Here is a 25,686-nt window from a genome sequence, read left to right as displayed (position 1 = left end):
GGATGACGACCGGTTCCTTACAGGTCTCTGACACCTGGGCGTGAAGCTCCACACCATGACCAACTCAATCCATCGGGTCGCGGCCGGGCTCGCCGCGTTCACAGTCCTCGCTGTCGCCCTCAGCGGCTGCGGCGGCGGTACGTCCAGCGCCGACAAGGGCACCGCCGGCGGTGACGTCGCGTCGCTCACCACCCCGTCCGCCCTGGCGAGCGCCACCCCCGCCGGGGGCGCCGCCAACGGTCGGCCGCAGCTACGCCTGGACATGACCGACGAGGAGGAGGAGCGGCTCTGGGGGACGTACAACATCTGCCTGCATGACAACGGCGTGAAGCTGAACGACGGCCGGTCACAACCCGGCCCGGTGGGGGACGGTACGGGCCTGTCCCTCGACCAGAGCGGGGAGCCGAAGGCGGCCTACGTGGCGTGCGCGAACAAGCTGCCGCTCCAGCCGCCGGAGCTGGACCCGGAGAAGAACCCGAACTACGTGAGCCAGTGGAACGACTACGTCCAGTGTCTGCGTGGACGCGGAATGAAGATCCACTCACTGCCGGACGGCTCCGGCTGGACCTACGACGACGGGGTCGCCGACCCGGCCGGCGGCCTTGAGGGTCCCGCGCTGGACAAGGCCGAGAGGGAATGCACGATGGAGATCTTCGGTGCCAAGAAGTAGTCCGACCGACGATCGTGGTCGGCGGACGACCCGGCGTACCGCGATCGTGGTGGCGACGGTGACCCTGGTGATCGCCGTGGGTGCCGGCGTCGGGGTGCTGGCGCTGCGACGTCACGCCGACGGTGACGTTGCGAGCACCCCACCATCGGTGGCCACGACGACTGTGACCCGGGCCGACCTGTCGGACACCCGCTCGCTCAACGGCACGCTCGGCTTCGGCCCGGAACGGGTGGTGAAGGGCGCCGGCGAGGGTGTCGTCACCCGGCTGCCGAAGGTGGGCGACACGGTGGCCCGGGGCAAGCCGCTCTACCGGGTCAACGACCGACCCGTGCCGGTGCTGTTCGGCGGGACCCCGCTCTTTCGTACGCTCGACAAACCCGGACTGGTGGGCAGCGACGTACGGATCGTGTGGGACAACCTGAAGGCGCTGGGCTACCACACCGGCTCGCAGCCGTCCCGAGGCACCGACGGCACGAAGATCGGCACGGGTCAGGCAGTGCTCACCGGAAGCCTCGTCGCCGCGATCAAGAAGTGGCAGAAGGCCGTCGGCCTGGATCCCACCGGCACGATCGGGGTCGGGCAGGTCGCGGTGCTGAGCGGGCCGGCCCGGGTCAGCGCGGTGAAGGCGCTGCCCGGTGACCCGGTCGCCGGTGAGCTGCTGGCCGTCACCGAGAAGGTCAAGCTGGTCACCGTGCCGGTCGGGGCCACCGAGGTCGGCACCATCACGGTCGGCGCCGCCGTGGTCGTCGCCCTGCCCGACAGCTCCGAGATCCCGGCCAGGGTCGCCTCGATCTCCCAGACGGTGCGTGGCGGTGGCCCGGACGGCGGAACCGGGCAGGGCAGCCCCCCGACGGTGGACGTCCTCGTCGCCCCGACCCGGGCGGCGGACGTGGCCAAGCTGGACGCGGCTGCGGTCCAGGTCCGGTTCACCACCGCCGTTCACAGGAACGTGCTGGCGGTGCCGGTCGGCGCGCTGGTGGCGCTCCGCGAGGGCGGGCATGCGCTGCAACTGCCCGACGGTGGGTTGGTGGCCGTGGAGACCGGGATGTTCGCCAGGGGTCTGGTCGAGATCAGCGGCCCAGGCGTCACCGAGGGCCTCGACGTGGTGACGGCATCGTGATCGCCGAGCCGGTGCTGAACGTCGAGGGGGTCAGTAGGACGTACCCCGGCGGGGTGACCGCGCTGGACGACGTCTCACTGACCGTGCGCGCTGGCGAGATGCTCGCCATCGTCGGACCATCCGGGTCCGGCAAGTCCACGCTGCTGAACATCATGGGCACCCTCGACCTGCCGACCAGCGGCCGCGTACGCGTCGCCGGGCAGGAGGTCACCGCCCTCTCCGACCGTCGGCTCTCCGCGCTGCGGGGTCGCTGGCTCGGTTTCGTCTTCCAGCAGTTCCATCTCACCGACGGGTTGGACGCCGCCGAGAACGTCGCCACCGGCCTGCTCTACGCCGGGGTGCCCCGCCGTCGCCGCCGCCGCACCGCGATCGAGGCGCTGGCCCGGGTCGGCCTGGCGCACCGGGTCGACCACCTGCCACAGCAGCTCTCCGGCGGGGAGCGGCAGCGGGTGGCGATAGCTCGGGCCCTCGTCAACGAGCCCGCGCTGGTGCTGGCCGACGAGCCGACCGGAGCCCTCGACACTGTCAACGGGGAGGCGGTGCTGGCCCTGCTCACGAACCTCAACGCGGAGGGCACCACCATCGCCGTGATCACCCACGACCGCGATCTCGCCGCCCGTACGCCTCGACAGGTGGAGATCCGCGACGGCCGGATCGTCGCCGACACCGTAACGGGGAGCGGGGCATGAGTATGAGCCCGTCCCGGCTCGCCCCGACCGACGTACTCCGGCTCGGTCTGCTCGGGGTGACCACGCGTCGGATGCGGGCCGTCCTCTCCGCCCTGGGCATCTCCATCGGCATCGCCACGTTGGTCGTCGTGGTGGGAATCCCCGCGTCCAGCCAGCGCGACCTGATGGACCAGCTCTCCGCCCTCGGCACCAACCTGCTGCGGGCCGAGCCCGTGCCGGATCAGGATCCGCCCGCCCTCCTGCCCGAGGACGCCGCCGCCATGGTGACGCGGATCGGCCCTGTCGACACGGCGAGCGCTGTCGCGAACACCCACACCGCAGTACGCCGCAACGACCTGCTGGACAGGTACGACACGTCCGGGCTCAGCGTGCTCGCGTCCCGGCCGGACCTGTTGGGAACTGTCAACGGCCGGATCCGCAGCGGTCGGGCCCTCGACGCCGGGACGGCCCGGCTCCCGACCGCCGTCCTCGGCCACGTCGCGGCGAGCCGGCTCGGCTACGCCACTGTGGACCCCCGGCAACCACCCCAGGTGTTCATCGGCGAGCGCTGGTTCACAGTGATCGGCATCCTGGACCCGTTGCCGCTCTCCCCGGATCTCGACCGGTCGGTGCTGGTCGGGTGGGACGCCGCCAAGGCCATGCTCGGCTTCGACGGTCACCCCACTGTCGTCTACCTGCGGGCCAGGGAGGACGCGTTGGAGGACGTCCGAGCCGTGCTGCCGGCCACCCTCAACCCGCAGTTGCCCGGGCTCGTCCAGGTCAGCCGCCCCTCCGACGCGCTCGCCGCCAAACGGGCCACGGAGAACAGCTTCTCCGCGCTGTTCCTCGGGTTGGCGGCGGTTGCCCTGCTGGTCGGCGGGATCGGCGTGGCCAACACGATGGTCATCTCGGTGCTGGAGCGCCGTCGGGAGATCGGCCTGCGCCGGGCGCTCGGCGCGAACCGTGGCCAGATCCGGGTGCAGTTCCTCACCGAGTCGGTGCTGCTCAGCGTGCTCGGCGGTGCCGCCGGGGCGGCCCTCGGGGTGCTCGCGACCGTCGGCTACGCCACCTACCAGGGCTGGCCGCCCACGATCCCACTGACCGCGGTGCTAGGCGGAATCACCGGCGCACTCCTGGTGGGCGTGGTAGCCGGCGTCTACCCGTCCATCCGAGCCGCCCGCCTAACCCCCACCGAAGCCCTCAACACCCCCTAACCCACCCCACCCCAGCCCACCCCACCCCACCCCAGCCCGGTGATCATGGAGTTAGCGTCGCGACACGCCGACGAAGGTGCCCGCTAACTCCATGATCAACCCGGCGGGTCAGGGGCGGGGGTGGGGGTGGGGGCGGGGCGGGTGGTGCGCCAGCGGGAGAGGGCCAGGGTGGCGGAGTAGCCGGCCAGGACGATCACGTGGAACAGGTAGAGCCAGAGGAGTACGGCCACGCCGGCGCCGATCTCGTCGAAGCCGCCGAAGGGCACTCCCAGGTCCAGCGGGAGCGAGGCGAAGAGCACGAAGCCGTGCAGGAACCCGGAGAGGTTCGCCGCGGTGAACGACCCGACCCCGAGGGTGGAGAGCCAGTCCGGTGAGGCCGGCCCGACGACCCGGAACACCCACACCAGCACCGGCGTGAGCACCAGCCAGACCGCGAGGAACGACAGCACGACGCCGAGCACACCGAGCCAACCGCCCTGGCGTACGAGGCGGGTGGTGAGCGGGAGCGCCAGCAGGATCGACAGCAGCAGCGCGGGGGCAGGCGCGAGCAGTGGCAGCAGCAGGAGCCGCCCACGCCAGCCGACCAGGTGCTCGTCGGTGCGGGGCGCGGCCACCGAGACGAACGCCCGGCGCAGGCCCTCGCCGTACAGGGAGGCGGGCAGCAGGGAGGCCAGCGCCAGCAGCGGGGTCAACTCCACCCCGGCGTCGACGAGCGCGTCCACCGCCCGGGGCGCGCCGATCGCGGTGGGCAGGGCCTCGACGGCGTACGAGGTGAGCCGGCGTACCCGGTCGGCCCCGGCCACCAGTGCGGTGAGCCAGATCGCCAGCAGCGCGACCGGCACCACGGCGATCGCCCCGTAGAAGGTGATCGCGGCGGCGTGCAGCGACAGGTCCCGTCCGCGCACCGGACGGAATGCGGCGCTGGTGATCCGTTTCGCGCGCTGCCATCCGTTGCCCATCGGGTCCTCCTTCCCTGCCGTCGGGGCCGTCACTCCTTAAGATCGCCGGTCATGACTGTTCTCACCACCGAACGCCTGATCCTGCGCGATTGGACCGATGATCCGGCCGATCTGGCCCGGATCTACAACATCTACTCGCGTCCCGAGATCAGCCGATATCTGGGCGTGGCGTCGGGTCTGCCGATGACCAACCCGGCCCAGGCCGTCGAGCGGCTGGGGATCTGGCAGGAGCGGCACGCCGACGACGGCGGCCGGTACGGCACCTGGGCGATCGAGGTACGCGAGACGGGTCAGGTGGTGGGCACTCTGTTGCTCAAGCCGCTGCCGGGGCGCGACGAGTCGCGCCGGACCGACGACATCGAGGTGGGCTGGCACCTGCACCCGGATGCGTGGGGTCACGGCTACGCCACCGAGGCGGCCCGCGCGGCGGTAGCCCGGGAGTTCGCCGCCGGTACCCGGGAGATCTACGCGGTCGTCTCGCCGAGCAACGAGCCGTCGATGGCTGTCGCCCGGAGGCTGGGCATGACCCATGTCGGTCAGCGCACCGACTGGTACGGCGGGGAGTTGCTGGAGACCTTCGTGCTGACGGCACCAGATGCCTGATCGTTCCCGTACGACCTGACGCAAGATCCGCGCAACTTCGGGGAAGGTGTGGCCTCCAGTCGTCGGGATGCCGCACCTTCCCCGAAGTTGTGGGCAGCTCAGCAGGTGCGGCGGCCATCAGGGCAGACAAGTCCGTCAATAGTCACGGCGGTCGAAGTGTTGACGCTCCCGTAGCACGTCAGTAACCTTTGGCCAAAGTAACGCAAGATTTTGACAAACGTGTGCACGGTTCTGTGCATGCTCTCGGAAGATTCAACGGGCCTCCTGGGGAGGCCCGTTGATGGTCGTACCCATGAGGTGTTTCCAGGACGAGCGGCGCCCCCGCGCCGCCCGCACCACCCCGTCTCGCGCCACACCGGCCCTCCCGCATCGGCCGGCGCTGCACCGCCGCACCCCCACCCCCGTGGTCACGCCACCGCGGCAACCGTCCCCCGACGACAAGGACAGTGATGAGACGAACGAATCTGTTCAGGATGGTGGCGGCCACGGCCGCCGCCGCGCTGATCGCCACGGCCGGGGCGAACGCCGTCGCGAACCCGGCCGCCGCCGCCCGTCCCGCCGACACGGCAGCCGCATCGGCCGCCGACTTCGCTGCGGCGGCCACCAACCTCGCGCAGGGCCGCCCCACCCAGGAGAGCGGCCACGCCGACGTCTACGACTCGTCGAAGGTCGTCGACGGCAACGCGGGCAGCTACTGGGAGAGCGTCAACAACTCGTTCCCGCAGTGGGTGCAGGTCGATCTCGGCTCGTCGCAGAGCGTCAACCAGGTCGTGCTGAAGCTGCCGACCTCCGGTTGGGGGACCCGGACGCAGACGTTGAGCGTGCGGGGCAGCGCCAACGGTTCGTCCTTCACCGATCTGGTCGGGTCGCAGACGTACACCTTCAACCCGGCGAGCGGCAGCACCGCCACGATCAACTTCAGCGCGACCTCCACCCGCTACGTCCGGATCACCATCACCGCCAACAGCGGCTGGCCGGCCGGGCAGCTCTCCGAGCTGGAGGTGTACGGCAGCGGCACCACCACCCCCGACACCACAGCGCCGAGCGTTCCGGGCAACCTCTCGTACACCCAGTCGGGCACCACCATCAGCCTCAACTGGGTCGCGTCGACCGACAACGCGGGCGGCAGCGGCGTCGCCGGCTACGACGTCTACCGCAACGGCGCGTTCCTCCAGTCCGTGGGCAACGTGACCACGTTCAACGACACGCAGCCGGCCACGGCGACCGTGTCCTACTACGTCCGGGCGCGTGACGCCGCCGGCAACCTGTCCGGCAACAGCAACACGGTGACCCGTACCGGCAGTGGTGACACCACCGCGCCGAGCACCCCGGGGACGCTGTCGCACAGCACCTCGGGCAGCACGATCACGCTCACCTGGGGGGCCTCCACCGACTCCGGCGGTAGCGGGCTGGCCGGCTACAACGTCTACCGGGGCGGCAACCTCATCGCGACGCTTGGCACCGTCCTCACCTATCAGGACACCCAGGCGGCGACGGCGACCGTGTCGTACTACGTCCGCGCCCGCGACGGCGCCGGCAACCTGTCCGGCAACAGCAACACCGTCACCCGGACCGGCAGCAACCCGCCCGCCTGCACCAACGTGGCCCAGGGCAAGAGCATGACGGCGAGCGGCTCCACCTTCAGCTTCACCCCGGACAAGGCGAACGACGGGCAGCTCACCACCTACTGGGAGGGTGCCGCGAGCTACCCGCAGAACCTGACAGTGGCGCTGGGCGCGAACCACTCCATCTCCGGTGTCACAGTGAAGCTCAACCCGGACTCGTCGTGGGGCACCCGGACCCAGACCATCCAGGTCCTCGGTCGCGACCAGGCGTCGTCCTCGTACACCAGTCTGGTGTCGGCGGCGGCCTACCAGTTCACCCAGGGCACCAACGTGGTGACCATCCCGGTCAGCGCGACCACCGCCGACGTGCAGTTGCGGTTCACCGGCAACACCGGTGCCCCGTCCGGCCAGGTCGCCGAGCTTGAGGTGTGCGGCACCCCGGCGCCCAACCCGGACCTGGTGGTCAGCTCGGTGACCTGGTCGCCCACGTCGCCCAGCGAGGTCTCGCCGGTCACGCTCTCGGCCGTGGTGCAGAACATCGGCTCGGCGTCCGCCGGGGCCACCACCGTCAACTTCAGCCTGGCCGGCGCGGTCGCCGGCAGCGCCTCGGTGGGCGCGCTCGCCGCCGGCGCGTCGACCACCGTGTCGTTCAACGCTGGTACGCGGCCGATGGGCAGCTACGCCGTCTCGGCGGTGGTCGACCCGGCGAACACGATCGTCGAACAGAACAACGGCAACAACAGCCTCACGGCGGCGTCGCCGCTGGTGGTGGCGCAGGCGCCGGGCCCCGACCTCCAGGTGCTCAGCATCGCCTCGAACCCGCCGAACCCGGCCGTCGGGGCGTCCGTCACCTTCACCGTGACGGTTCGCAACCGGGGCACCTCCGCGACCGGCGCGACCACCGTCACCCGCCTGGTGGCGGGGAGCACCACGCTCAACACCAACACCGCCTCCATCGCCGCCGGCGCGACGGTCACCGTCGCCGTCAGCGGTAGCTGGACCGCCACCAGCGGCGGGGCCACCATCACCGCCACCGCCGACGCCACGAACGTTGTCACCGAGACCAACGAGACGAACAACGCGTTCAGCCAGTCGATAGTGGTCGGCCGTGGGGCTGCCGTCCCGTACGTCTCCTACGAGGCCGAGGCCGGCCGTTACCAGGGCACGCTGCTGGAGGCCGACCCGCTGCGCACCTTCGGGCACACCAACTTCGCCAGTGAGTCCTCGGGTCGCAAGTCGGTACGGCTCACCAGCACCGGCCAGTTCGTCGAGTTCACCTCGGCCAACCAGGCCAACTCCATAGTGGTGCGCAACTCCATCCCGGACGCAGCGGGTGGTGGCGGCATCGAGGCGACCATCAGCCTCTACGTCAACGACGTCTTCTCCCGGAAGTTGACGCTGTCGTCGAAGCACAGCTGGCTCTACGGCAACACCGACGGGCCGGAGGCGCTGACCAACACCCCGCAGGCCGACGCCCGACGGCTCTTCGACGAGTCGAACGCGCTGCTGGCGCAGTCGTACCCGGCCGGCACCCGGTTCAAGTTGCAGCGCGACTCGGGTGACACCGCCTCTTTCTACGTCATCGACACGATCGATCTGGAGCAGGTGGCGCCGGCGGCGAGCCAGCCGGCCGGCTGCACCTCGATCACGTCGTACGGTGCGGTCCCGAACGACGGGCTCGACGACACCGTCGCCATCCAGCGGGCGGTGACCGACGACCAGAACGGCGTCATCAGCTGCGTCTGGATCCCCGCCGGGCAGTGGCGGCAGGAGCAGAAGATCCTGACCGACGACCCGCTGAACCGGGGTACGCACAACCAGGTCGGCATCAGCAACGTCACGATCCGGGGCGCCGGCATGTGGCACTCGCAGCTCTACACGCTGACCGAGCCGCAGAACGTGGTGGGTGGCATCAACCACCCGCACGAGGGCAACTTCGGCTTCGACATCGACAAGAACACCCAGATCTCCGACATCGCGATCTTCGGCTCGGGCCGGATCCGGGGCGGTGACGGCAACGGCGAGGGCGGCGTCGGCCTGAACGGGCGCTTCGGCACCGGTACGAAGATCAGCAACGTCTGGATCGAGCACGCCAACGTGGGTGTCTGGGTGGGCCGCGACTACGACAACATCCCTGACCTGTGGGGCCCGGCCGACGGGCTGGACTTCAGCGGCATGCGGATCCGCAACACGTACGCCGACGGCATCAACTTCAGCAACGGCACGCGCAACTCGCGGGTGTTCAACTCGTCCTTCCGTACGACAGGTGACGACGCGCTCGCCGTCTGGGCCAACCCGTACGTCAAGGACCGCAGCGTCGACATCGCCCACGACAACCACTTCGTCAACAACACCATCCAGTTGCCCTGGCGGGCCAACGGCATCGCCATCTACGGCGGCTACGACAACTCGATCGAGAACAACCTGATCTACGACACCGCCAACTACCCGGGCATCATGCTGGCGACCGACCACGACCCGCTGCCGTTCTCCGGCACGACGCTGATCGCCAACAACGGGCTCTACCGCACCGGTGGCGCGTTCTGGAACGAGGACCAGGAGTTCGGTGCCATCACGATCTTCCCGGCCACTCGGGACATCGTCGGGGTCACGATCCGGGACACCGACATCATCGACTCCACGTACGACGGAATCCAGTTCAAGAACGGCGGCGGCAACATACCGAACCTCGCGATCACCAATGTGCGGATCGACAAGTCCAACAACGGTGCCGGCATCCTCGCGATGAGCGGCGCGCGCGGTAACGCCATCCTCACCAACGTGACCATCACCAACTCGGCCGACGGCAACATCGTCATCCAGCCGGGCTCGCAGTTCGTCATCACTCCCTGATCGACACGGTTTGAGTGAAGTCGGGGTGTCCGGATGTCGCGGACACCCCGACTTCCGTGTTGGGCACCGCCGCGCAGGGTCCGTCGTGGGCGTCGCGTCGCCGGCAGCGGCGGGGTTCGCCGAGACGGTCGGGGTGCGGGACAGCAGTCGAACAACCGCCGCTGAGCCGCGGGGCGAACTCGCTCACCGAGATCTTGGAAGAATTCGGCCCCGGGAGGGGCGATTTCCCTCCAAGATCTGCACGAACCGCTCGCGCATCTTGGTGCCGGGGGTGGTCGTGTCACCCCGGCCCATTGGTCAGGAGCAGTGCGGCTGACCGTCAGCCATTTTGGGTGTCGGACTGGGTGTGCGATGACGCACAACTGGGGCGGCGGTGGCTAGGCTGACCTGAGCAGAATGTCCCGCTGAGGGGGTGAGCCCGGATGGCCCAGGCCGCGTTCGCGCCGGAGCCGGCGCCACAGGACACCGAGCCGTCGTTCGACGTGCTGCGGTGGCACGACGAGCCCTGGACTGCGCAGCTCGCCCTCGACCTGTTGCCGGAGACCAACGGCCCCAAGGTTGAGGTCCTGAGCGGAAGCGTGATCGTGACACCACATGCCGGTTACGACCATCAGGACGCGGAGCTGGGCCTCGCCTATCTCCTCAAGCAGGCAGCCCGTCGGGCGAAGCTGTGGCTCTACCTTGAGACAAACATCGTCTCGGGCCAGGATCTCTATATCCCGGACATTGTCATTCTCGACGCTCCCGGCGGCGGTCGAACGACGATGGACATCAGGCACGCAGTGCTTCTCGGGGAGATCGTCTCGCCCGGAAACCGGCGCAAGGACATCATCGACCGCCCGCGTGAGTACGCGGCCGCCCGCGTGCCCTTCTTCCTCCGGGTTGACCTGCGCAATCGGGTGCCCACCATCGCGTTGTACGAGCTGACCGAGGGGGAGTACCGGCCGGTGGCTGCCGCTGCGGCCGGGACGCGCTTCGTCATGCGGGAGCCGTTCGAGTTCTCCATCGATCCGGCCGACCTGCTGGGCGAGGAGGCGCTGCCCGAAGCGCCGGCGGACGGGGAGGGCTGAGGCTCCCAGCGGGCGTGCAGCGGGGGTGGGGAAGAATGGCCGGGTGACTTCCCCCCGCGACCTTGTACTGCTCGGGTCCACCGGCTCGATCGGCACCCAGGCCATCGACATCGTCCGGCGCAACCCGGACCGGTTCCGGGTGGTCGCCGTGGGCGCCGGCGGCGGCAACGTCGAGCTGCTCGCCGCCCAGGCCCTCGAACTGGGCGTCGAGGCGGTCGGGGTGGCCAAGGCGTCCGCCGCGCAGGACCTGCAACTCGCGTTCTACGCCGAGGCGAGCCGGCGTGGGTGGGCCACCGGTGACTTCAAGCTTCCCAAGATCGTGGCCGGCCCGGACGCCATGACCGAGCTGGCCCAGTGGCCGTGCGACATCGTGCTCAACGGGGTGGTCGGCTCGCTGGGCCTCGCTCCTACGCTGGCCGCGCTGCGCGGTGGTCGTACTCTCGCGTTGGCCAACAAGGAGTCGCTCGTGGCCGGCGGCCCGTTGGTCAAGGCCGCGGTGACGCGGCCGGGGCAGATCGTCCCGGTCGACTCGGAGCACTCGGCGCTGGCGCAGTGCCTGCGCTCCGGTTCGCGCGGCGAGGTGCGTCGGCTGATCGTCACCGCCAGCGGCGGCCCGTTCCGGGGTCGGCAGCGCGACGAGTTGACGCAGGTCACACCCGAGCAGGCCCTCGCGCACCCGACCTGGAACATGGGGCCGGTCGTCACGATCAACTCCGCCACCATGGTCAACAAGGCGCTGGAGGTGATCGAGGCGCACGAGCTGTTCGACGTGCCCTACGCCGACATCACAGTGATGGTGCATCCGCAGTCGGTGATCCACTCGATGGTCGAGTTCGTCGACGGGTCGACGATCGCCCAGGCCAGCCCACCGGACATGCGGCTGCCGATCGCGCTCGGCATCGGCTGGCCGGACCGGGTGCCCGAGGCCGCCACCGCCGTCGACTGGACGGCCGCGCACACCTGGGAGTTCGCGCCGCTCGACGACGAGGCGTTCCCGGCGGTCGCCCTGGCCAAGGCCGCCGGGGAGACCGGGCGCTGCCGGCCGGCGATCTACAACGCGGCGAACGAGGAGTGCGTGGCCGCGTTCGTGGCGGGCCGGCTGCCGTTCCTCGGCATCGTCGACACCCTCGAACGGGTGTTGGAGGAGGCTCCGGACTTCGACGAACCAGGTACCGTCGAGGACGTGCTCGCGGCCGAGTCGTGGGCACGCGCGCACGCGCAGGAGATCATCGCGGGTTCGGTGGAAGGAGCTTGATGTCGTACCTGCTCGGGGTGGTCCTCTTCGCCCTGGCCATTCTCATCTCGGTGAGCCTGCACGAGGCGGGTCACCTGTTGACCGCCAAGGCGTTCGGGATGAAGGTCACGAAGTACTTCGTCGGTTTCGGCCCCACCATCTGGTCGTTCCGCCGGGGTGAGACGGAGTACGGCCTCAAGGGCATCCCCCTCGGCGGCTTCTGCAAGATCGTCGGGATGACGCCGCAGGACGACGACGTCGAGCCGGGCGACGAGTCGCGCGTGATGTGGCGCTACCCGGTCTGGAAGCGGACGATCGTGATGGCCGCCGGGTCGATCACGCACTTCGCGCTCGCCCTGGTCACGATCTGGATCCTCGCCGTCTCCGCCGGCCTGCCCAACCCCGACTTCCCGACCACCGACGCGCAGGCCCGCCAGGAGCCCGCCGTCATCCAGCTCAGCCAGTGCGTGGTTCCGGAGAACGCGGTGCGGGCGTGCACCCCCGCCGACGCGGCCAGCCCGGCCGCCCAGGGGCAACTGCAGAACGGTGACCGGATCACCTCGGTCAACGGCACCACGATCAACTCCTACGGCGACCTGCTCACCACCCTGCGCGGGCTCAAGCCGGGCGACACCGCGCAGATCGCGTACGTCCGCGACGGCCAGCCGGGCACCACCAGCACGGTGCTCGCGCAGACCCAGCGTCCGCCGCTGGACGACCCCAAGGGCGCCGCCGCGCCGGTCGCCGCACTCGGCGTCGGGCTCGTCCCCAGCACGCCCACCCGCGTGACGTACGGCCCGATCGGCGCCTTCGGCGCCACCGCCGACTTCACAGGTCAACTGGCCGTCGGCACCGCCCAGGCGCTCCAGCGCCTCCCGCAGAAGGTGCCCGCCCTGTGGACCGCCCTCACCGGCGGCGAGCGGGACATCGACACCCCGATCAGCGTGGTCGGCGCCAGCCGACTCGGCGGCGAGGCGGTCGAGAACAACGCCTGGCTGGTCTTCTTCATGCTCTTCGTGTCGCTGAACTTCTTCATCGGCGTGTTCAACCTGCTGCCGCTGCTCCCGGTGGACGGCGGCCACATCGCCATCGCCTGGTTCGAACGGGCCCGCTCCTGGGTCTACGCGCGGATCGGCCGGGCCGACCCCGGCCGGGTGGACTACCTCAAACTGATGCCCTTCACGTACGCGGTGATCCTGATCGGTGGCGCGTTCACGCTGCTGACCATCGCCGCGGACGTCGTCAACCCCATCACGCTCTTCTCAAGGTGAGTGCCTGAAGTGACAGCTATCAGTCTCGGTATGCCCGCCGTGCCACCCCCGCCGCTCGCTCCCCGTCGGGCCAGCCGCCAGATCATGGTCGGTTCGGTCCCGGTCGGTGGTGGTGCGCCGGTGTCCGTGCAGTCGATGACCACGACCCTCACCTCCGACATCAACGCGACCCTCCAGCAGATCGCCGAGCTGACCGCGTCCGGCTGTCAGATCGTCCGGGTTGCCGTGCCGTCCCAGGACGACGTCGAGGCACTGCCCGCGATCGCCAAGAAGTCGCAGATCCCGGTGATCGCCGACATCCACTTCCAGCCCAAGTACGTCTTCGCCGCGATCGACGCCGGCTGCGCGGCGGTCCGGGTCAACCCGGGCAACATCCGGCAGTTCGACGACAAGGTCAAGGAGATCGCCCGTGCCGCGGGGGCGGCGGGAACGCCGATCCGGATCGGCGTCAACGCCGGGTCACTGGACAAGCGCCTGCTGAGCAAGTACGGCAAGGCCACCGCCGAAGCGCTTGTCGAGTCGGCGCTGTGGGAGTGCTCGCTGTTCGAGGAGCACGGCTTCCGCGACATCAAGATCTCCGTCAAGCACAACGACCCGGTCGTGATGATCCGGGCGTACCGGCAGCTCGCCGAGCAGTGCGACTACCCGCTGCACCTCGGCGTCACCGAGGCCGGGCCGGCGTTCCAGGGCACCATCAAGTCGGCGGTCGCCTTCGGTGCGCTGCTGGCCGAGGGGATCGGCGACACGATCCGGGTGTCGCTGTCCGCCCCGCCGGTCGAGGAGATCAAGGTCGGCAACCAGATCCTGGAGTCCCTCGGCCTGCGCGAGCGGGGCCTGGAGATCGTCTCATGCCCGTCCTGCGGGCGGGCCCAGGTGGACGTCTACAAGCTCGCCGAGGAGGTCACCGCCGGTCTGGAAGGGCTGCCGGTGCCGCTGCGCGTCGCCGTCATGGGCTGCGTGGTCAACGGTCCGGGCGAGGCCCGGGAAGCCGACCTCGGCGTCGCCTCCGGTAACGGCAAGGGCCAGATCTTCGTCAAGGGCAAGGTCGTCAAGACGGTGCCCGAGGCGCAGATCGTCGAGACGCTGATCGAGGAGGCGCTGCGGATCGCCGACGAGATGGGCGCGGAGCTGCCCGAGGAGCTGCGCGGCCTGGTCACCGGCCCGACCGTCACCGTGCACTGATTTTCCATTCGGAAAAAGCGGCCGTTCCCCGTGCGGGGAACGGCCGCTGTGCGTTTCTGGTCTTTCTTCGCCCTGTGGCCCTGTGGCGCTGTGGCGCTGTGGCGCTGTGGCGCTGTGGCGCTGTGGCGCTGTGGTGCGGGCTGGTGTCACTCGGATTCGGCGAGGATCGCGTACAGCTTGCGTCGGGTCTCGTCGAGCACCTGGGCGGCCCGCTCGCGCTGGTCGTCGGTGCCGTTCATCATCACCTGCCGGAGGGCGTTCATCGCCTGTGCGCCGGAGTCGCGGATGTCGTGCCAGCTGCTCACCGTGCCCTGGGCGACGTCCGCCCACGGCGGGGTCTGCGCGGCCTCGGTGGCCTCCGCCTGACCGGCCTCGGTGACCGTGAACCGCTTCCGCCCGCCACCGGACTCCTCGGTGCTGGCGACGATCACGCCCTCGTCCTCCAGTAGCTGAAGGGTCGGGTAGATCGAGCCGGGGCTCGGCCGCCACGCACCGCCGGTGCGGGAGTCGATCTCCTGGATCATCTCGTAGCCGTGCATCGGCCGCTCGGTGAGCAGGGCCAACACGGAGGCTCGGACGTTGGGGCGTCGGCCCCGACCCCGTCCACGGCCTCGGCCGCCCCAGGGGCCGCCGTGTCCGTGCTCGTGGCCATGACCGGGCGGGACCGGCGGGAAGCCGAACCCCCGCATCCGGGCCTCGTGCATCGGGTGGTGCTGTCGGTGGAACCTCATCGGGTTCTTCCTCTCTTAGGACTATCGCTGATGCATCAACGATATATCGGCAATGCATCGGCGACAACCCTCAGTTTCCCAAACCGTACGTACGTCTTGCTAGGCTGTGGGTCATGCGCCTGCTTCCTCCACCGGGTCCGTCCCGGGTCCTCACCCTCGGCACCCTGGTCAAGACCGTCGGGCGGGGCCTCTGGCTCGTCGCCAGCGCGCTCTTCCTCACCCGGTCGGTCGGCCTGTCGGCAACCCAGGTGGGCATCGGGCTGACCATCTCGGCTCTGGTCGGCGTCCTGGCCAGCACACCGAGCGGCTACCTGGCCGACCGCGTCGGTCCACGCGGCGTGCAGGTCGGCGCGCTGTTCGCCGCCGGCACCCTGACCATCGGCCTGATCGCCGTCCGGTCTTTCCCCACGTTCGTGCTGGTGGGAGCGGTCACCGCACTCGCCGACGCGGTCGAGCGCGGCGCCCGCGGCGCGCTGATCGCCGGCGCGATCCCGGCCGACGAGCGGGTCCGCACCCGCGCCTACCTGCGAGCCACCACCAACGTCGGGATCTCCGTCGGCGCCGTCCTCGGCGGCTTCGCCATCGCCGCCGACACCCGAACCGGGTACGTCGCGCTGATCCTGGCCTCGGCGGCGACGTCACTGGCCGCGGCGGTCGTCTTCCTCCGACTGCCCAGGATCGCTCCGGTCGCCGCCCCGACGCACGGCCCTCGGCTGGTCGCCCTGCGGGACCGCCCGTTCCTCGCCTTCACACTGGTCGACGGGCTGATGTCGATGCACTTCAGCCTGCTCACCATCGCCCTGCCGCTGTGGATCGCCGGCCACACCCGAGCGCCAGCCTGGATGATCTCCGCGTTGACGCTTGTCAACACCGTGCTGGTGGTGCTCCTTCAGGTACGCGCCGCGCGTACCGCCGCCACAGTGCCCGGAGCCGCCCGCGCCGCCCGTCGAGCGGGCGTGGCAATCGCGCTCGCCTGCGTACTCTTTGCCGCCAGCGGCGCCCTGCCCACCGCCGGCGCGGTGGGACTGCTCGGCCTCGGGGCTGTCGCGCACGTCACCGGGGAGCTGTGGCACTCCGCCGCCGGCTGGGGGATCTCCTTCGGGCTGGCACCGGCGGACGCCCAGGGGCAGTACCAGGGGGCGTACGGCATGGGCTACGAACTGGGCAAGATGCTCGCACCGGTGGTGGTGACCACCCTCGCGCTGGGCTGGGGCGTACCGGGCTGGCTTGTGCTCGGCGCCCTGTTTCTCCTGCTCGGGGCCATGGTGCCCCCGGTCGTCCGGTGGGCCGTGCGGACCCGGCCGATCAGTGGACCCGCAGAACCAGGGTCGGCCTCGGCACTCGACCGGCGGAGCGGGGGGTCGATCTGGCAGGCTGATAGTCGTGCTGACGGTGCCGGTACGCCAACTGGGGGAATCGGAGCGCCGCGCGGTCGAGCGACTGCTCGACCATGACCCGTTCGCGGGCGCGCAGGTCGCCGAGCGGATCGCCGCGCGCGGGCTCTCCTGGTGGCGGGCCGAGGGCAGAATCCTGGGGTACGGAGCCCGCCGCAACCTCGAATCACTCTGCTGGCTCGGCGGCAACCTGACCCCGGTACTGGCCAGCGATGCAGCGGTGGCCGCCTTCGCCGACCTGCTCGCGGGCGAGGAACGGCTCTGCTCCTCCATCGTCGGCCGAGCCGATGCCGTCCTCGGGCTGTGGGACCGACTCTCCGACACGTGGGGGCCAGCGCGAGACGTCCGCCCCAATCAGCCACTGCTGGTCACCGACACGCTGCCACAGGTACCCGCCGACCCGGAAGTGCGCCAGGTCCGCTCCGGCGAGGTCGACCGGCTCTTCCCGGCGGCAGTGGCCATGTACACCGAAGAGGTCGGCGTCTCCCCACTGGCCGAGGACGGCGGCCGCAGCTACCGCCGGCGAGTCAACGACCTGGTTCGGACCGGTCGCGCGTACGCCCGCATCGTCGACGGCAAGGTCGTCTTCAAGGCCGAACTGGCCGTGGTGACCAAACGGACCGCACAGATCCAAGGCGTCTGGGTGGCACCGGAGTGGCGAGGCCGAGGGATCGCCACCGCCGCCATGGCAGCCGTGGTCCGCGACGCGCTGCTGCGGGTCGCCCCCACCGTCAGCCTGTACGTCAACGACTTCAACCTCCCGGCCCGCCGCGTCTACGAACGCTGCGGCTTCCAGCCGATCGGCACCCTGGCCACCGTCCTCTTCTGACGGGTTGGCTGCGGGATGGCCCGTGGCTGGCTGGTGTATCCCTGCAGATCTTGGACAGTTTCCGTTCGCGCAGAACGGAAAGTGTCCAAGATTCGCGGGCGCAGCCGGCTGGTCGACGTCATCCGCCTCCGTCGGCGGCCGGCGGCTGGCGGGCGGCGGGCCAGTGAACGGCGGCCGGTGAACGGCGGCTGGTGAACGGCGGCCGGGGGATGGTGGCCGGCGACAGCAGGAAAGGCCGCTGGCCGGCACCCCGTTGCGGGTGCCGGCCAGCGGTCGGTGTCGTGCGAGTGGTGCTTGCCGTGCTTCCCGTGCTGTGGTGGTCAGCTGTTCCAGTGCTGGCCGACCAGGTCGGTGGCCTGCTGCTCCCACTGGGCGTAGGCGTCCGGGTAGGCGGAGACCTGGACGGTCTGCGCGGCCTGGGTCAGGGGCATGTCCTGCCAGCCGTCGACCTGCTTGAGGCCCTTGAGGAACGCGGTCGTCGAGTAGGCGGGGTCGGTGATCTGTTCCGGGGTGCCCCAACCCGAGCTCGGGCGCTGCTGGAACAGGCCCAGCGAGTCGTGGTCGTTCATGTCGCCGAGGTGACCCAGGTTCTCCAACTTCGACTCCTGCATGCTGGTGGCGATGGAGATGACCGCGGCCCGCTCCGGCAGACCGGCCTTCTTCGTCGCGGCGATGATCGCCTTGACGTTGGCGGTCTGCTCGTCGTTCAGGGTGATCCGGGACTGGTCGCCCTGCGGCTTCGCGCCCTGTACGGCCACGGCGACCGGCTTGGCATCCACGGCCGGGTTGGCGTGGGCGGCGATCGGGCCGGCGAAGACACCACCGGCGAACGCGAGACCAGCAACGGACAGCATGCTCTTGCGGAAGATCGTGTTCATGGGGGTAGCTCCTTCGGGGGTAGGACACCCCGACCGCCAGGGGGCGGCGGCAGGGTGTGAGCACCTCGTCCGGCGCTGCACAAAGAAGTCTTTGGGGGTGACGCCTACGGGGCGGGCGTCGGGGTCGGCGGCCTACGGGCGGGGGCTCGTGGCGCCGGGTCCATGTGTAACGACCGGGGGCCGGGGGTCATTCCGGGGCTGGCCCATCCGTTGGCACCCGCATCGCGGCGGTGCCGGCGGCCGTTCGTGGGGACTGCAACGACCGGGGGCCGGGGGTCATTCCGGGTCGGCCCACCTGCCGGCACCCTCTCGTGAAGGCGGTGCCGTTGTCGTTCGTGGGGGACTGTAACGACCGGGTGGAGGCTGGCATTCCCACCTGCGCTACCGGCCCGGGGCCGGGCGGCGGGTCGGTGGTGCTGCGATCGTCAGGGTATGTAACGACCCCGGCCCGGCCATGATTCCGGCCCACGGGTGCGACCGGTCACCACCCACAAAACCCACGACCGGACAAACCACCCACCCACGCCGGACCCACGGCGACGCGAACCGCCCCACACCCACACGATCCACTCGGGTTCACGGAAGTCGCGGTGTCCCGGACGCCCGGACACCGCGACCTCATGAAACCCGAGTCGATCAAGACGTCGGATAGCGGCGCGACGTCCTAGAACCCCGCCTATCGGACAAAATGCCCGGCGGTCGTCCCGGCGGTGTCCCCGCGTCGGCCGGCCCGCCTCGGCCGTCCGCGCCGGGCGATCCCGTCGCGTGCTCCGCGTCGGCCGGCTTCGCCAGGTGCCCCCCGGGTAAACCCCGCCGAGTGGTCCGGGGCAGGTGGTCCGCGTCGGCCGTTCCGTGCCAACCGGTCCGTGCCAACCGGTCCGTGCCAACCGGTCCGTGCCAACCGGTCCGTGCCAACCGGTCCGTGCCAACCGGTCCGTGCCAACCGGTCCGTGCCAACCGGTCCGTGCCAACCGGTCCGTGCCAACCGGTCCGTGCCAACCGGTCCGTGCCAACCGGTCCGTGCCAACCGGTCTGCGCTAACCGGTCCGCGCTAACCGGTCCGCGCTAACCGGTCCGCGTCGGCCGTCCGCGCCGGGTGGTTTCGCCGGGTGATGCCGGCCGGACGGTCTGCGTCGGGCGTCGCGCCGGTGTCGGGGTCGGGGTCGTTCAGGCGACGAGTGGTGTGGAAGGTGCGGGCGTGGGACCGGTTGTCGAGGTTGGTCGACGGTGGGCGGGGGTGGGGCGGGGCCTCAGCCGGTCGGCTGCTGGTCCTGGCTGGGCTGACGGATGCCCTGCTCAGGACCGGAAAATCGGTTGAGTTGACGGGTTGATGCCGGCAGGCTGAAGTCTCCGCCACCCACGTCCCGGAGGACTTTCCATGCGCCTGCTCCGTGATCTGTGGGGTACTTCGACCCGTCGTATGACGATCGTGGCGGTTTTGATTGTGTTGGGCGCTGCGGGGCAGGCGGGCGCGTCGGCGCTGGCCGGCGCGGTGTTGGTGCATCGTTCGGCTGGCTTCTTCGCCGTGCTGGCCGCAGCGCTGGTCGCCGTGGTGCTCAGTGACCTCGCGGTGAGCCTGCTGATGGCCGGCCTGACCGCCGACTGGTCCGCCGACGTACGCCGCCGGCTCTGCCGGGTCGCGTTCGGGCAGGACCTGCCGACCCTGGAGACCACCCCGGTGGGTGAGCTGCTCGACCGGATCGACGGGGACGTCTACCAGGTGGCGTCGGCGATTCGTAACCAGGGCACCCGGCTCGCCCAGGGTCTCTGCGTCGGTCTGTTGTCGATGGTCGTGGCGCTGTTCGTGTGGTGGCCGGCCGGCATCGCGATGCTGCTGCTCACTGTGGTGCTCGCTGTCGGGCTACGCCGGCCCACCGCGCGCATCGCGCCGGCCCGGATGGCCGAGGAGGAGGCGTGGTCCGACCTGGCCGCCGTGATGGAGGAGGCGGTGCACGGCCAGGACGACGTACGCACCAGTTTGGCTCGGCCGTACGTGCTGCGGTTGTACGCCCGAAGGGCCGCTGCCGTGTTGTCCCGGGGCCTGGTGGTCTGGGTGCTGTCCGCCCGGGTGGCGACGGTGGCGACCGCGACGATCCGGGCTGGGATCGGCGTGGTGGTGCTCGGTGGGGCCTGGGCGCTGGCCACCGATCGGATCGACGCCGCCCGGCTCACCGCCATCTGGCTGCTCGCCCTGGCCTTCGGGGCGACCGCGGAACACGTTAGCCGGATGGTGCCGGAGATCCAGGAGGCTCTCGGCGCGTGGGCTCGGGTGCAGTTGCTCTACAACGCCCGGCAGGAGCCGGTCGGCGGGGCCAGCCCCAGCGAGGGTGACCTGCGCATTCGGGATCTGACATTCGGGTACGGGGAAGGTGACCGGGGGGCCGCGCTGAGCGGGCTCAGCCTCACCTTCGCCCGCGGTCGTTCGTACGCGTTGATCGGGCGGACCGGTTCGGGTAAGTCGACGTTGGCGAAGGTGCTCACCCGGGCGGTGGACGTGCCGCCGGGCACTGTCTTCCTCGGCGGCACCGACCTGTGCGACCTCGACGTCGAGCAGCTGCGCCGTTGGGTGGCGCTGGTGCCGCAGCGCACCGAGATCCTGGCCGGCACCCTCGCCGAGAACGTCGCGCTCTTCGACCCGGAGCTGCTCGACGCGGCGGCGCGGGCGTTGGACGAGCTGGGCCTGGCCGGGTGGATCGCCGAACTGCCGGACGGGTTGACGACGCGGCTGGGGGAGGGCGGGCATGTGCTCTCCGCCGGTCAGGAGCAGTTGGTGGCGTTCGCCCGGATCCTGGTCCGGGAGCCGCACGTGGTGATCCTCGACGAGGCCACCGCGCGCCTGGACCCGGTCACCGAGGCGCGGGTGCAGCGGGCCACCGAACGATTGCTGCGCGACCGGATCGGCATCGTCATCGCGCACCGACTGTCCTCGGTACGCCGCTGTGACGAGGTGGTCGTCCTGGCCGACGGCGCGGTGGTCGAGGCCGGTCCGCTGGAGACATCGACGCGCTTCGCCGAACTGTTGGCGACCAGCCACGCCGCCGCGTACGCCACGGTGACGCCGGCCGGTCGCACGGGCGTCGGCACCGACCTGCTGGTCGGACCCGGCCCGGCCGACGCCTGGCCGAGCGAGCCGCCGCCCGCACCTGTCGAACCGGTCGCGCCGACCGAGCAGGCCAGCCCGGTCGTGCCGGTCGGGCCGACCCGGGCCGACCCGCCGCCACTGCCGCCGGAGCCGCCGGCCCGGACGCTGCGGGAGATCTTCCGACTCTGCACCAACGATCCCCGGTACGGGGCGGCCGCGATCGTGCTGTTCCTCGGTCTCAGCCTGCTCGGGCTGGACGGGCCGGTGCTGCCGTGGCTCTGGGCGGACCTGGTCGACGGGACCGGTAACCCGTACCTGCCGGCGGTGGGGATCGTCGCCGGGCTGCTGATCACCCTGCCGCTGCCGTTCTACACCCACGTCTGGTTCCCGCAGTGGTGGGTGCGGCAGATGCTGCGGATCGGCCTTCGCCTGGTGCACGGCCAGACCGGGCCGCGCCGGGTCAGCTCACACACCCCCGCCGAGGTGGTGGCGCAGGGTGGGGACACCGAGCGGGTGGTCCAGCTCGCCGACAACGTGCTGGACCAGACCGTCGCGCTGGTGCTCGTGGTCGCCATGACGGCGGTCACCGGCAGCGTCGTACCGGGGCTGTTCTTCCTCGGCACGATGGTCGTCTCCGGGCTGGCCGCGACGTTGTTCGGGCCGAAGCTGGAGCGCGCGGCCCGGGCGACGGTGGCGGCGCGGGCCTCCTTCGCCACGGCGCTGGTCTCCGCGCTCTCCGCGGCGCGGACGGTGAAGCTCGCCGGCGCGACCGCTGCGGTGCTGCGCCACCTGGCGGGCCTGGACGTGCTGCGCAGCGACCGGCAGCGGCGGGAGATCTCGGTGCAGGTGTGGGCGCGCTCCACGCCGTCGATGGCCAGTGGACTGTTGCCGATCGGTGCCTGGGCGCTCTACCTGAACGGTTCGCTCTCCGCCGGGGCGGTGCTGGTGGCCGTCTCCACCCTGGGGGCGGCCCGCTGGTTCGCCTGGACGACGGCGTCGTTGATCTCGCAGTTGCCCTCGGCGCGGGTCTGGACCCGGCGCACGGCGGCGATGACCGGGGTGAGCGCGTACTCGGCGGGGGTGCCGGAGGTCGACCTGACCGCCGGGACGGCGCCCGCGCCCACCATGCCGCCCCGGCATCCGCTGCGCCGGCTGGAGCTGCGCGGCTTCGGGGTGGTGCACTCCGACGGCACGGTGGCCGTCCGGGACGTGGACCTGACCGTGCAGCGAGGGCAGTTGGTGCTTGTCGTCGGGCCGGTGGGGTCGGGCAAGTCCTCGTTGCTGCGGGCGTTGGCCGGGATCGTGCACCACACCGGCGAGCTGTCCTGGAACGGTGACCCGGTCACCGAGCCGGAGCTGTTCCTGCGTCCCAACCAGGTCGGCTACGTCGGTCAGTTGCCCCGGGTGCTCTCCGGCACGGTGGCCGACAACATCGCCCTCGGGCACCAGGTGGACGCGGCCGGGGCGGTCAGCACCGCCCAGCTCGACCATGACCTGGCCGCCGCCGGTGGTGGGTTGGGCCTGCTCATCGGGCACAAGGGCACCCGGCTCTCCGGCGGGCAGTTGCAGCGGTTGGCGCTGGCCCGGGCGCTGGCCCCGCGTACCGAACTGCTTGTCGCCGACGACGTGTCGTCGGCGCTGGACGTCACCACCGAGCTGGCGCTGTGGCAGGCGTTGCGCGGCCACGGGGTGACAGTTGTCGGCTCGACCGCGAAGCGCGCCGCGTTGGTCCGGGCCGACCACGTGGTGGTGCTGCTCGGTGGCACGGTGGCGGCCCAGGGCACCTGGCAGGACCTGGAGGGCGACTGGTCGCACCTCGCCGGTTGACCGGCGCGGGCGGCTGCCGGCACGGCAGCCGCCCGAACCAACGAGTCAGGCGCGGGCGTACTGGGCGGGCCCGGAGTACGCGACGCCGAGCTTCGCGGCGGCCCGGCGCGGCCAGTACGGGTCGCGCAGCAACTCCCGGCCCAGCAGCACCAGGTCGGCCTCGCCGCCGGCGACGATCTGCTCGGCGTGCTCGGGCTCCACGATCAGGCCCACCGCGCCGGTCGGCACGCCGGCCTCCCGGCGGATCTGGGCGGCCAGGGGCACCTGGTAGCCCGGGCCGAGGAGCGGAATGCGCTGGTCCGTGCTCACCCCGCCGGAGGACGCGTCGACCAGGTCGACACCGACGCCGGCCAGCTCGCCGGCGAGCACCACGCTGTCGTCGATCGTCCAGCCGCCCTCGACCCAGTCGGTGGCGGAGATCCGGGTCAGCACCGGCACGTCCTCGCCGACCGCGGCACGCACCGCGCGGGCCACCTCCAGGGTGAGTCGCATCCGGGCGGCCCGGTCGCCGCCGTACGAGTCGGTGCGGTGGTTGGTCAACGGCGAGAGGAACTCGTTGAGCAGGTAGCCGTGGGCGGCGTGGATCTCCACGGCGGCGAAGCCGGCGTCCAGCGCGCGTACGGCGCCGGCCGCGAACGCATCGACCACACCGGCGATGCCGGCCTCGTCGAGGCTGGTCGGCGTGCGGTAGTTGGCGGTGAACGGCTCCGAGCCGGGGGCGACGGGCGTCCAGCCGCCCTCGGCGTCCGGCACGCCACCGCGCTCGGGCGCCCACGGCCGGTAGGTGGATGCCTTGAAGCCGGCGTGCGCGAGCTGCACGGCCGGCACCGCGCCGTGGGCGGCGACGAACGCGGTCACCGGCCGCCAGGCGTCGACGTGCGCACCGGACCAGAGCCCGGTGTCCTGTGGGCTGATCCGGCCCTCGGGGAGTACGGCGGTCGCCTCGGTCAGCACCAGGCCGGCGCCGCCGACGGCGCGACTGCCGAGGTGGATCAGGTGCCAGTCGGTGGGCAGACCGTCGGGGCCGGCGGAGTACTGGCACATCGGTGCCATCGCGATCCGGTTGGGCACTGTGACCGCGCGCAGGGCCAGGGGAGTGAACAGGGAACTCATGGGGTCATCCTCTCCGACACGGCGACGGGCCCCCGGGGAGAGGGGCCCGTCGCCGTACTGGTGAACCGATCAGGCAGGAACGGGGCTGAGCTCGGGCCGGGTGTCGGCGACCGGCTCCGGCTCGGTCAGGTCACGCCGGCCGGCGGACTCGTACGCGGCGCGGTCGAGCGTGCCCTCGCGGGCGGCGACCACTGTCGGCACCAGCGCCTGGCCCGCGACGTTGGTGGCGGTGCGGATCATGTCCAGGATCGGGTCGATGGCCAGCAGCAGGCCGGCGCCGGCCAGCGGCAGGCCCAGCGTGCTGAGGGTCAGGGTGAGCATCACGATCGCGCCGGTCAGGCCGGCGGTGGCCGCCGAGCCGACCACCGAGACGAAGGCGATCAGCAGGTAGTCGCCGATGCCGAGGTGCACGCCGAAGACCTGGGCCACGAAGATCGCGGCGAGGGCCGGGTAGATGGCGGCGCAACCGTCCATCTTCGTGGTCGCGCCGAACGGCACCGCGAACGAGGCGTACTCGCGGGGCACGCCGAGTCGCTCGACGGAGCGCTGGGTCACCGGCATGGTGCCGACCGAGGAGCGGGACACGAAGGCCAGCTCGATCGCCGGCCAGGCGCCGGCGAAGAAGCGCAGCGGGTTGAGGCGGCCGGCGAGGATCAACACCAGTGGGTAGACCACGAACAGCACGATGGCGCAGCCGACGTAGACGGCTGTGGTGAACTTCGCGAGGGGGGCCAGCAGGTCCCAGCCGTACGAGGCGACGGCGTTGCCGATGAGGCCGAGGGTGCCGATCGGGGCGAGCCGGATGACCCACCAGAGCGCCTTCTGGACGATCTCCAGCAGGGAGCGGTTCAGCGCCACGAACGGTTCGGCGGCCTCGCCGACCAGCAGGGCCGCGGCACCGATGACGACGGCCAGGAAGACGATCTGGAGGACGTTGCCCTCGACGAACGCGCCGACCGGGTTGGTGGGCACGATGCCGGTGAGGAAGTCGGTCCAGGAGCCGGTGTTCTTCGGTGATGCCGCACCACCCAGGTCGAGGGTCACGCCCCTGCCCGGGTTGGTGAGCAGGCCGAGGCCGATACCGATGCTCACCGCGATCAGCGCGGTGATGCCGAACCACATCAGGGTCTTGACGGCGAGCCGGGCGGCGTTGGCGACGCCGCGCAGGCTGACCACGCTGACCACGATGGCGGTGAAGACCAGTGGCGGCACGGCCAGCTTGAGCAGCTGGATGAAGAGGCTGCCGACGGTGTGCAGGGTGCTGGTCAGCCAGCTCAGGTCGTTGGTGCGGGCCAGGAAGCCCAGCGCGACGCCGAGCACGAGGCCGAGCAGGATCTGCACGGAGAAGGGAATTTTGCGCAGGCTGAAGGGCATGAGGATGTATCCAATTGTCCGGTCCGATCGGGGTAGGCGTAGAAACGCG

At 70.9% G+C, this 25,686-nt stretch carries 18 protein-coding genes; 13 read left to right on the top strand and 5 right to left on the bottom strand.

Features of this window, described 5'->3' with window-relative positions; all coding sequences use genetic code 11:
• Positions 1-55: 55 nt before the first annotated feature.
• The 4 genes from IW248_RS18180 to IW248_RS18165 are packed head-to-tail and all read left to right on the top strand — an operon-like array spanning position 56 to position 3,672.
• Complete coding sequence (locus IW248_RS18180) at positions 56-670, top strand: hypothetical protein (RefSeq protein WP_196927958.1); 615 nt, start codon at positions 56-58, stop codon at positions 668-670.
• Positions 657-1,790 carry a peptidoglycan-binding domain-containing protein gene (locus IW248_RS18175; protein WP_196927957.1) on the top strand — a complete coding sequence of 378 codons (1,134 nt, stop codon included), beginning with the start codon at positions 657-659 and terminating at the stop codon, positions 1,788-1,790. Before IW248_RS18180 ends, IW248_RS18175 begins: the two co-directional genes overlap by 14 nt.
• Entirely contained in the window at positions 1,790-2,479 is a 690-nt protein-coding gene (locus IW248_RS18170) for an ABC transporter ATP-binding protein (RefSeq protein ID WP_196930259.1), read from the top strand. The genes IW248_RS18175 and IW248_RS18170 overlap by 1 nt, the downstream gene beginning before the upstream one ends.
• The gene (locus IW248_RS18165; RefSeq protein ID WP_196927956.1) at positions 2,476-3,672 is read left to right on the top strand and encodes an ABC transporter permease; all 1,197 of its coding nucleotides are present in this window, start codon (positions 2,476-2,478) and stop codon (positions 3,670-3,672) included. The genes IW248_RS18170 and IW248_RS18165 overlap by 4 nt, the downstream gene beginning before the upstream one ends.
• Positions 3,673-3,767: 95 nt before the next feature.
• Here IW248_RS18165 and IW248_RS18160 read toward each other — a convergent pair whose 3' ends face one another.
• Positions 3,768-4,631 carry a YhjD/YihY/BrkB family envelope integrity protein gene (locus tag IW248_RS18160; RefSeq protein WP_196927955.1) on the bottom strand — a complete coding sequence of 288 codons (864 nt, stop codon included), beginning with the start codon at positions 4,629-4,631 and terminating at the stop codon, positions 3,768-3,770.
• A gap of 51 nt (positions 4,632-4,682) precedes the next feature.
• Between IW248_RS18160 and IW248_RS18155 the strand changes: the two genes are divergently transcribed.
• The 6 genes from IW248_RS18155 (at position 4,683) to ispG (ending at position 14,409) form a co-directional block, all read left to right on the top strand.
• Entirely contained in the window at positions 4,683-5,234 is a 552-nt protein-coding gene (locus IW248_RS18155; protein ID WP_196927954.1) for a GNAT family N-acetyltransferase, read from the top strand.
• Between the two features lie 449 nt (positions 5,235-5,683).
• Positions 5,684-9,652, top strand: a complete 3,969-nt coding sequence (locus IW248_RS18150; protein WP_196927953.1) for a CARDB domain-containing protein — start codon at positions 5,684-5,686, stop codon at positions 9,650-9,652.
• A 422-nt stretch (positions 9,653-10,074) separates the two neighbouring features.
• Positions 10,075-10,722: a Uma2 family endonuclease gene (locus IW248_RS18145; RefSeq protein ID WP_196927952.1), complete on the top strand. Its 648-nt coding sequence runs from the start codon at positions 10,075-10,077 to the stop codon at positions 10,720-10,722.
• Between the two features lie 43 nt (positions 10,723-10,765).
• Positions 10,766-11,977: a 1-deoxy-D-xylulose-5-phosphate reductoisomerase gene (gene dxr / locus IW248_RS18140; protein ID WP_196927951.1), complete on the top strand. Its 1,212-nt coding sequence runs from the start codon at positions 10,766-10,768 to the stop codon at positions 11,975-11,977.
• The gene (locus IW248_RS18135; RefSeq protein WP_124821822.1) at positions 11,977-13,227 is read left to right on the top strand and encodes a M50 family metallopeptidase; all 1,251 of its coding nucleotides are present in this window, start codon (positions 11,977-11,979) and stop codon (positions 13,225-13,227) included. The genes dxr and IW248_RS18135 overlap by 1 nt, the downstream gene beginning before the upstream one ends.
• A gap of 9 nt (positions 13,228-13,236) precedes the next feature.
• Positions 13,237-14,409, top strand: coding sequence for a flavodoxin-dependent (E)-4-hydroxy-3-methylbut-2-enyl-diphosphate synthase (gene ispG / locus IW248_RS18130; RefSeq protein WP_124821821.1), 1,173 nt, complete (start codon positions 13,237-13,239; stop codon positions 14,407-14,409).
• A 146-nt stretch (positions 14,410-14,555) separates the two neighbouring features.
• Here the strand turns inward: ispG and IW248_RS18125 are convergent, their stop codons facing one another.
• Positions 14,556-15,140, bottom strand: a complete 585-nt coding sequence (locus IW248_RS18125) for a PadR family transcriptional regulator (protein WP_196927950.1) — start codon at positions 15,138-15,140, stop codon at positions 14,556-14,558.
• A gap of 113 nt (positions 15,141-15,253) precedes the next feature.
• On the opposite strand from IW248_RS18125, the gene IW248_RS18120 reads away from it, so the two are divergent.
• Together IW248_RS18120 and IW248_RS18115 are read left to right on the top strand one after the other, a co-directional pair.
• Positions 15,254-16,594, top strand: a complete 1,341-nt coding sequence (locus IW248_RS18120) for an MFS transporter (protein WP_196927949.1) — start codon at positions 15,254-15,256, stop codon at positions 16,592-16,594.
• Positions 16,524-17,363, top strand: a complete 840-nt coding sequence (locus IW248_RS18115; RefSeq protein WP_196927948.1) for a GNAT family N-acetyltransferase — start codon at positions 16,524-16,526, stop codon at positions 17,361-17,363. Before IW248_RS18120 ends, IW248_RS18115 begins: the two co-directional genes overlap by 71 nt.
• Before the next feature lie 320 nt (positions 17,364-17,683).
• Here IW248_RS18115 and IW248_RS18110 read toward each other — a convergent pair whose 3' ends face one another.
• Positions 17,684-18,241 (bottom strand): hypothetical protein, encoded by a 558-nt coding sequence (locus IW248_RS18110; RefSeq protein ID WP_196927947.1) that lies wholly within the window; start codon positions 18,239-18,241, stop codon positions 17,684-17,686.
• A 1,378-nt stretch (positions 18,242-19,619) separates the two neighbouring features.
• Between IW248_RS18110 and IW248_RS18105 the strand changes: the two genes are divergently transcribed.
• The gene (locus tag IW248_RS18105; protein ID WP_196927946.1) at positions 19,620-23,150 is read left to right on the top strand and encodes an ATP-binding cassette domain-containing protein; all 3,531 of its coding nucleotides are present in this window, start codon (positions 19,620-19,622) and stop codon (positions 23,148-23,150) included.
• Positions 23,151-23,195: 45 nt separating this feature from the next.
• On the opposite strand, the gene IW248_RS18100 is transcribed toward IW248_RS18105, so the two are convergent.
• Positions 23,196-24,263: an NADH:flavin oxidoreductase/NADH oxidase gene (locus IW248_RS18100; RefSeq protein WP_196927945.1), complete on the bottom strand. Its 1,068-nt coding sequence runs from the start codon at positions 24,261-24,263 to the stop codon at positions 23,196-23,198.
• A gap of 69 nt (positions 24,264-24,332) precedes the next feature.
• A complete protein-coding gene (locus IW248_RS18095; RefSeq protein ID WP_196930258.1) occupies positions 24,333-25,625 on the bottom strand; it encodes a dicarboxylate/amino acid:cation symporter in 1,293 nt (430 codons plus the stop codon).
• Between the last annotated feature and the right edge of the window lie 61 nt (positions 25,626-25,686).

The sequence above is a fragment of the Micromonospora ureilytica genome (assembly GCF_015751765.1).
GTDB lineage: Bacteria > Actinomycetota > Actinomycetes > Mycobacteriales > Micromonosporaceae > Micromonospora > Micromonospora ureilytica.
Note: the sequence above shows the minus strand (reverse complement) of the source record. Positions and strands in the feature narration are given on the sequence as shown.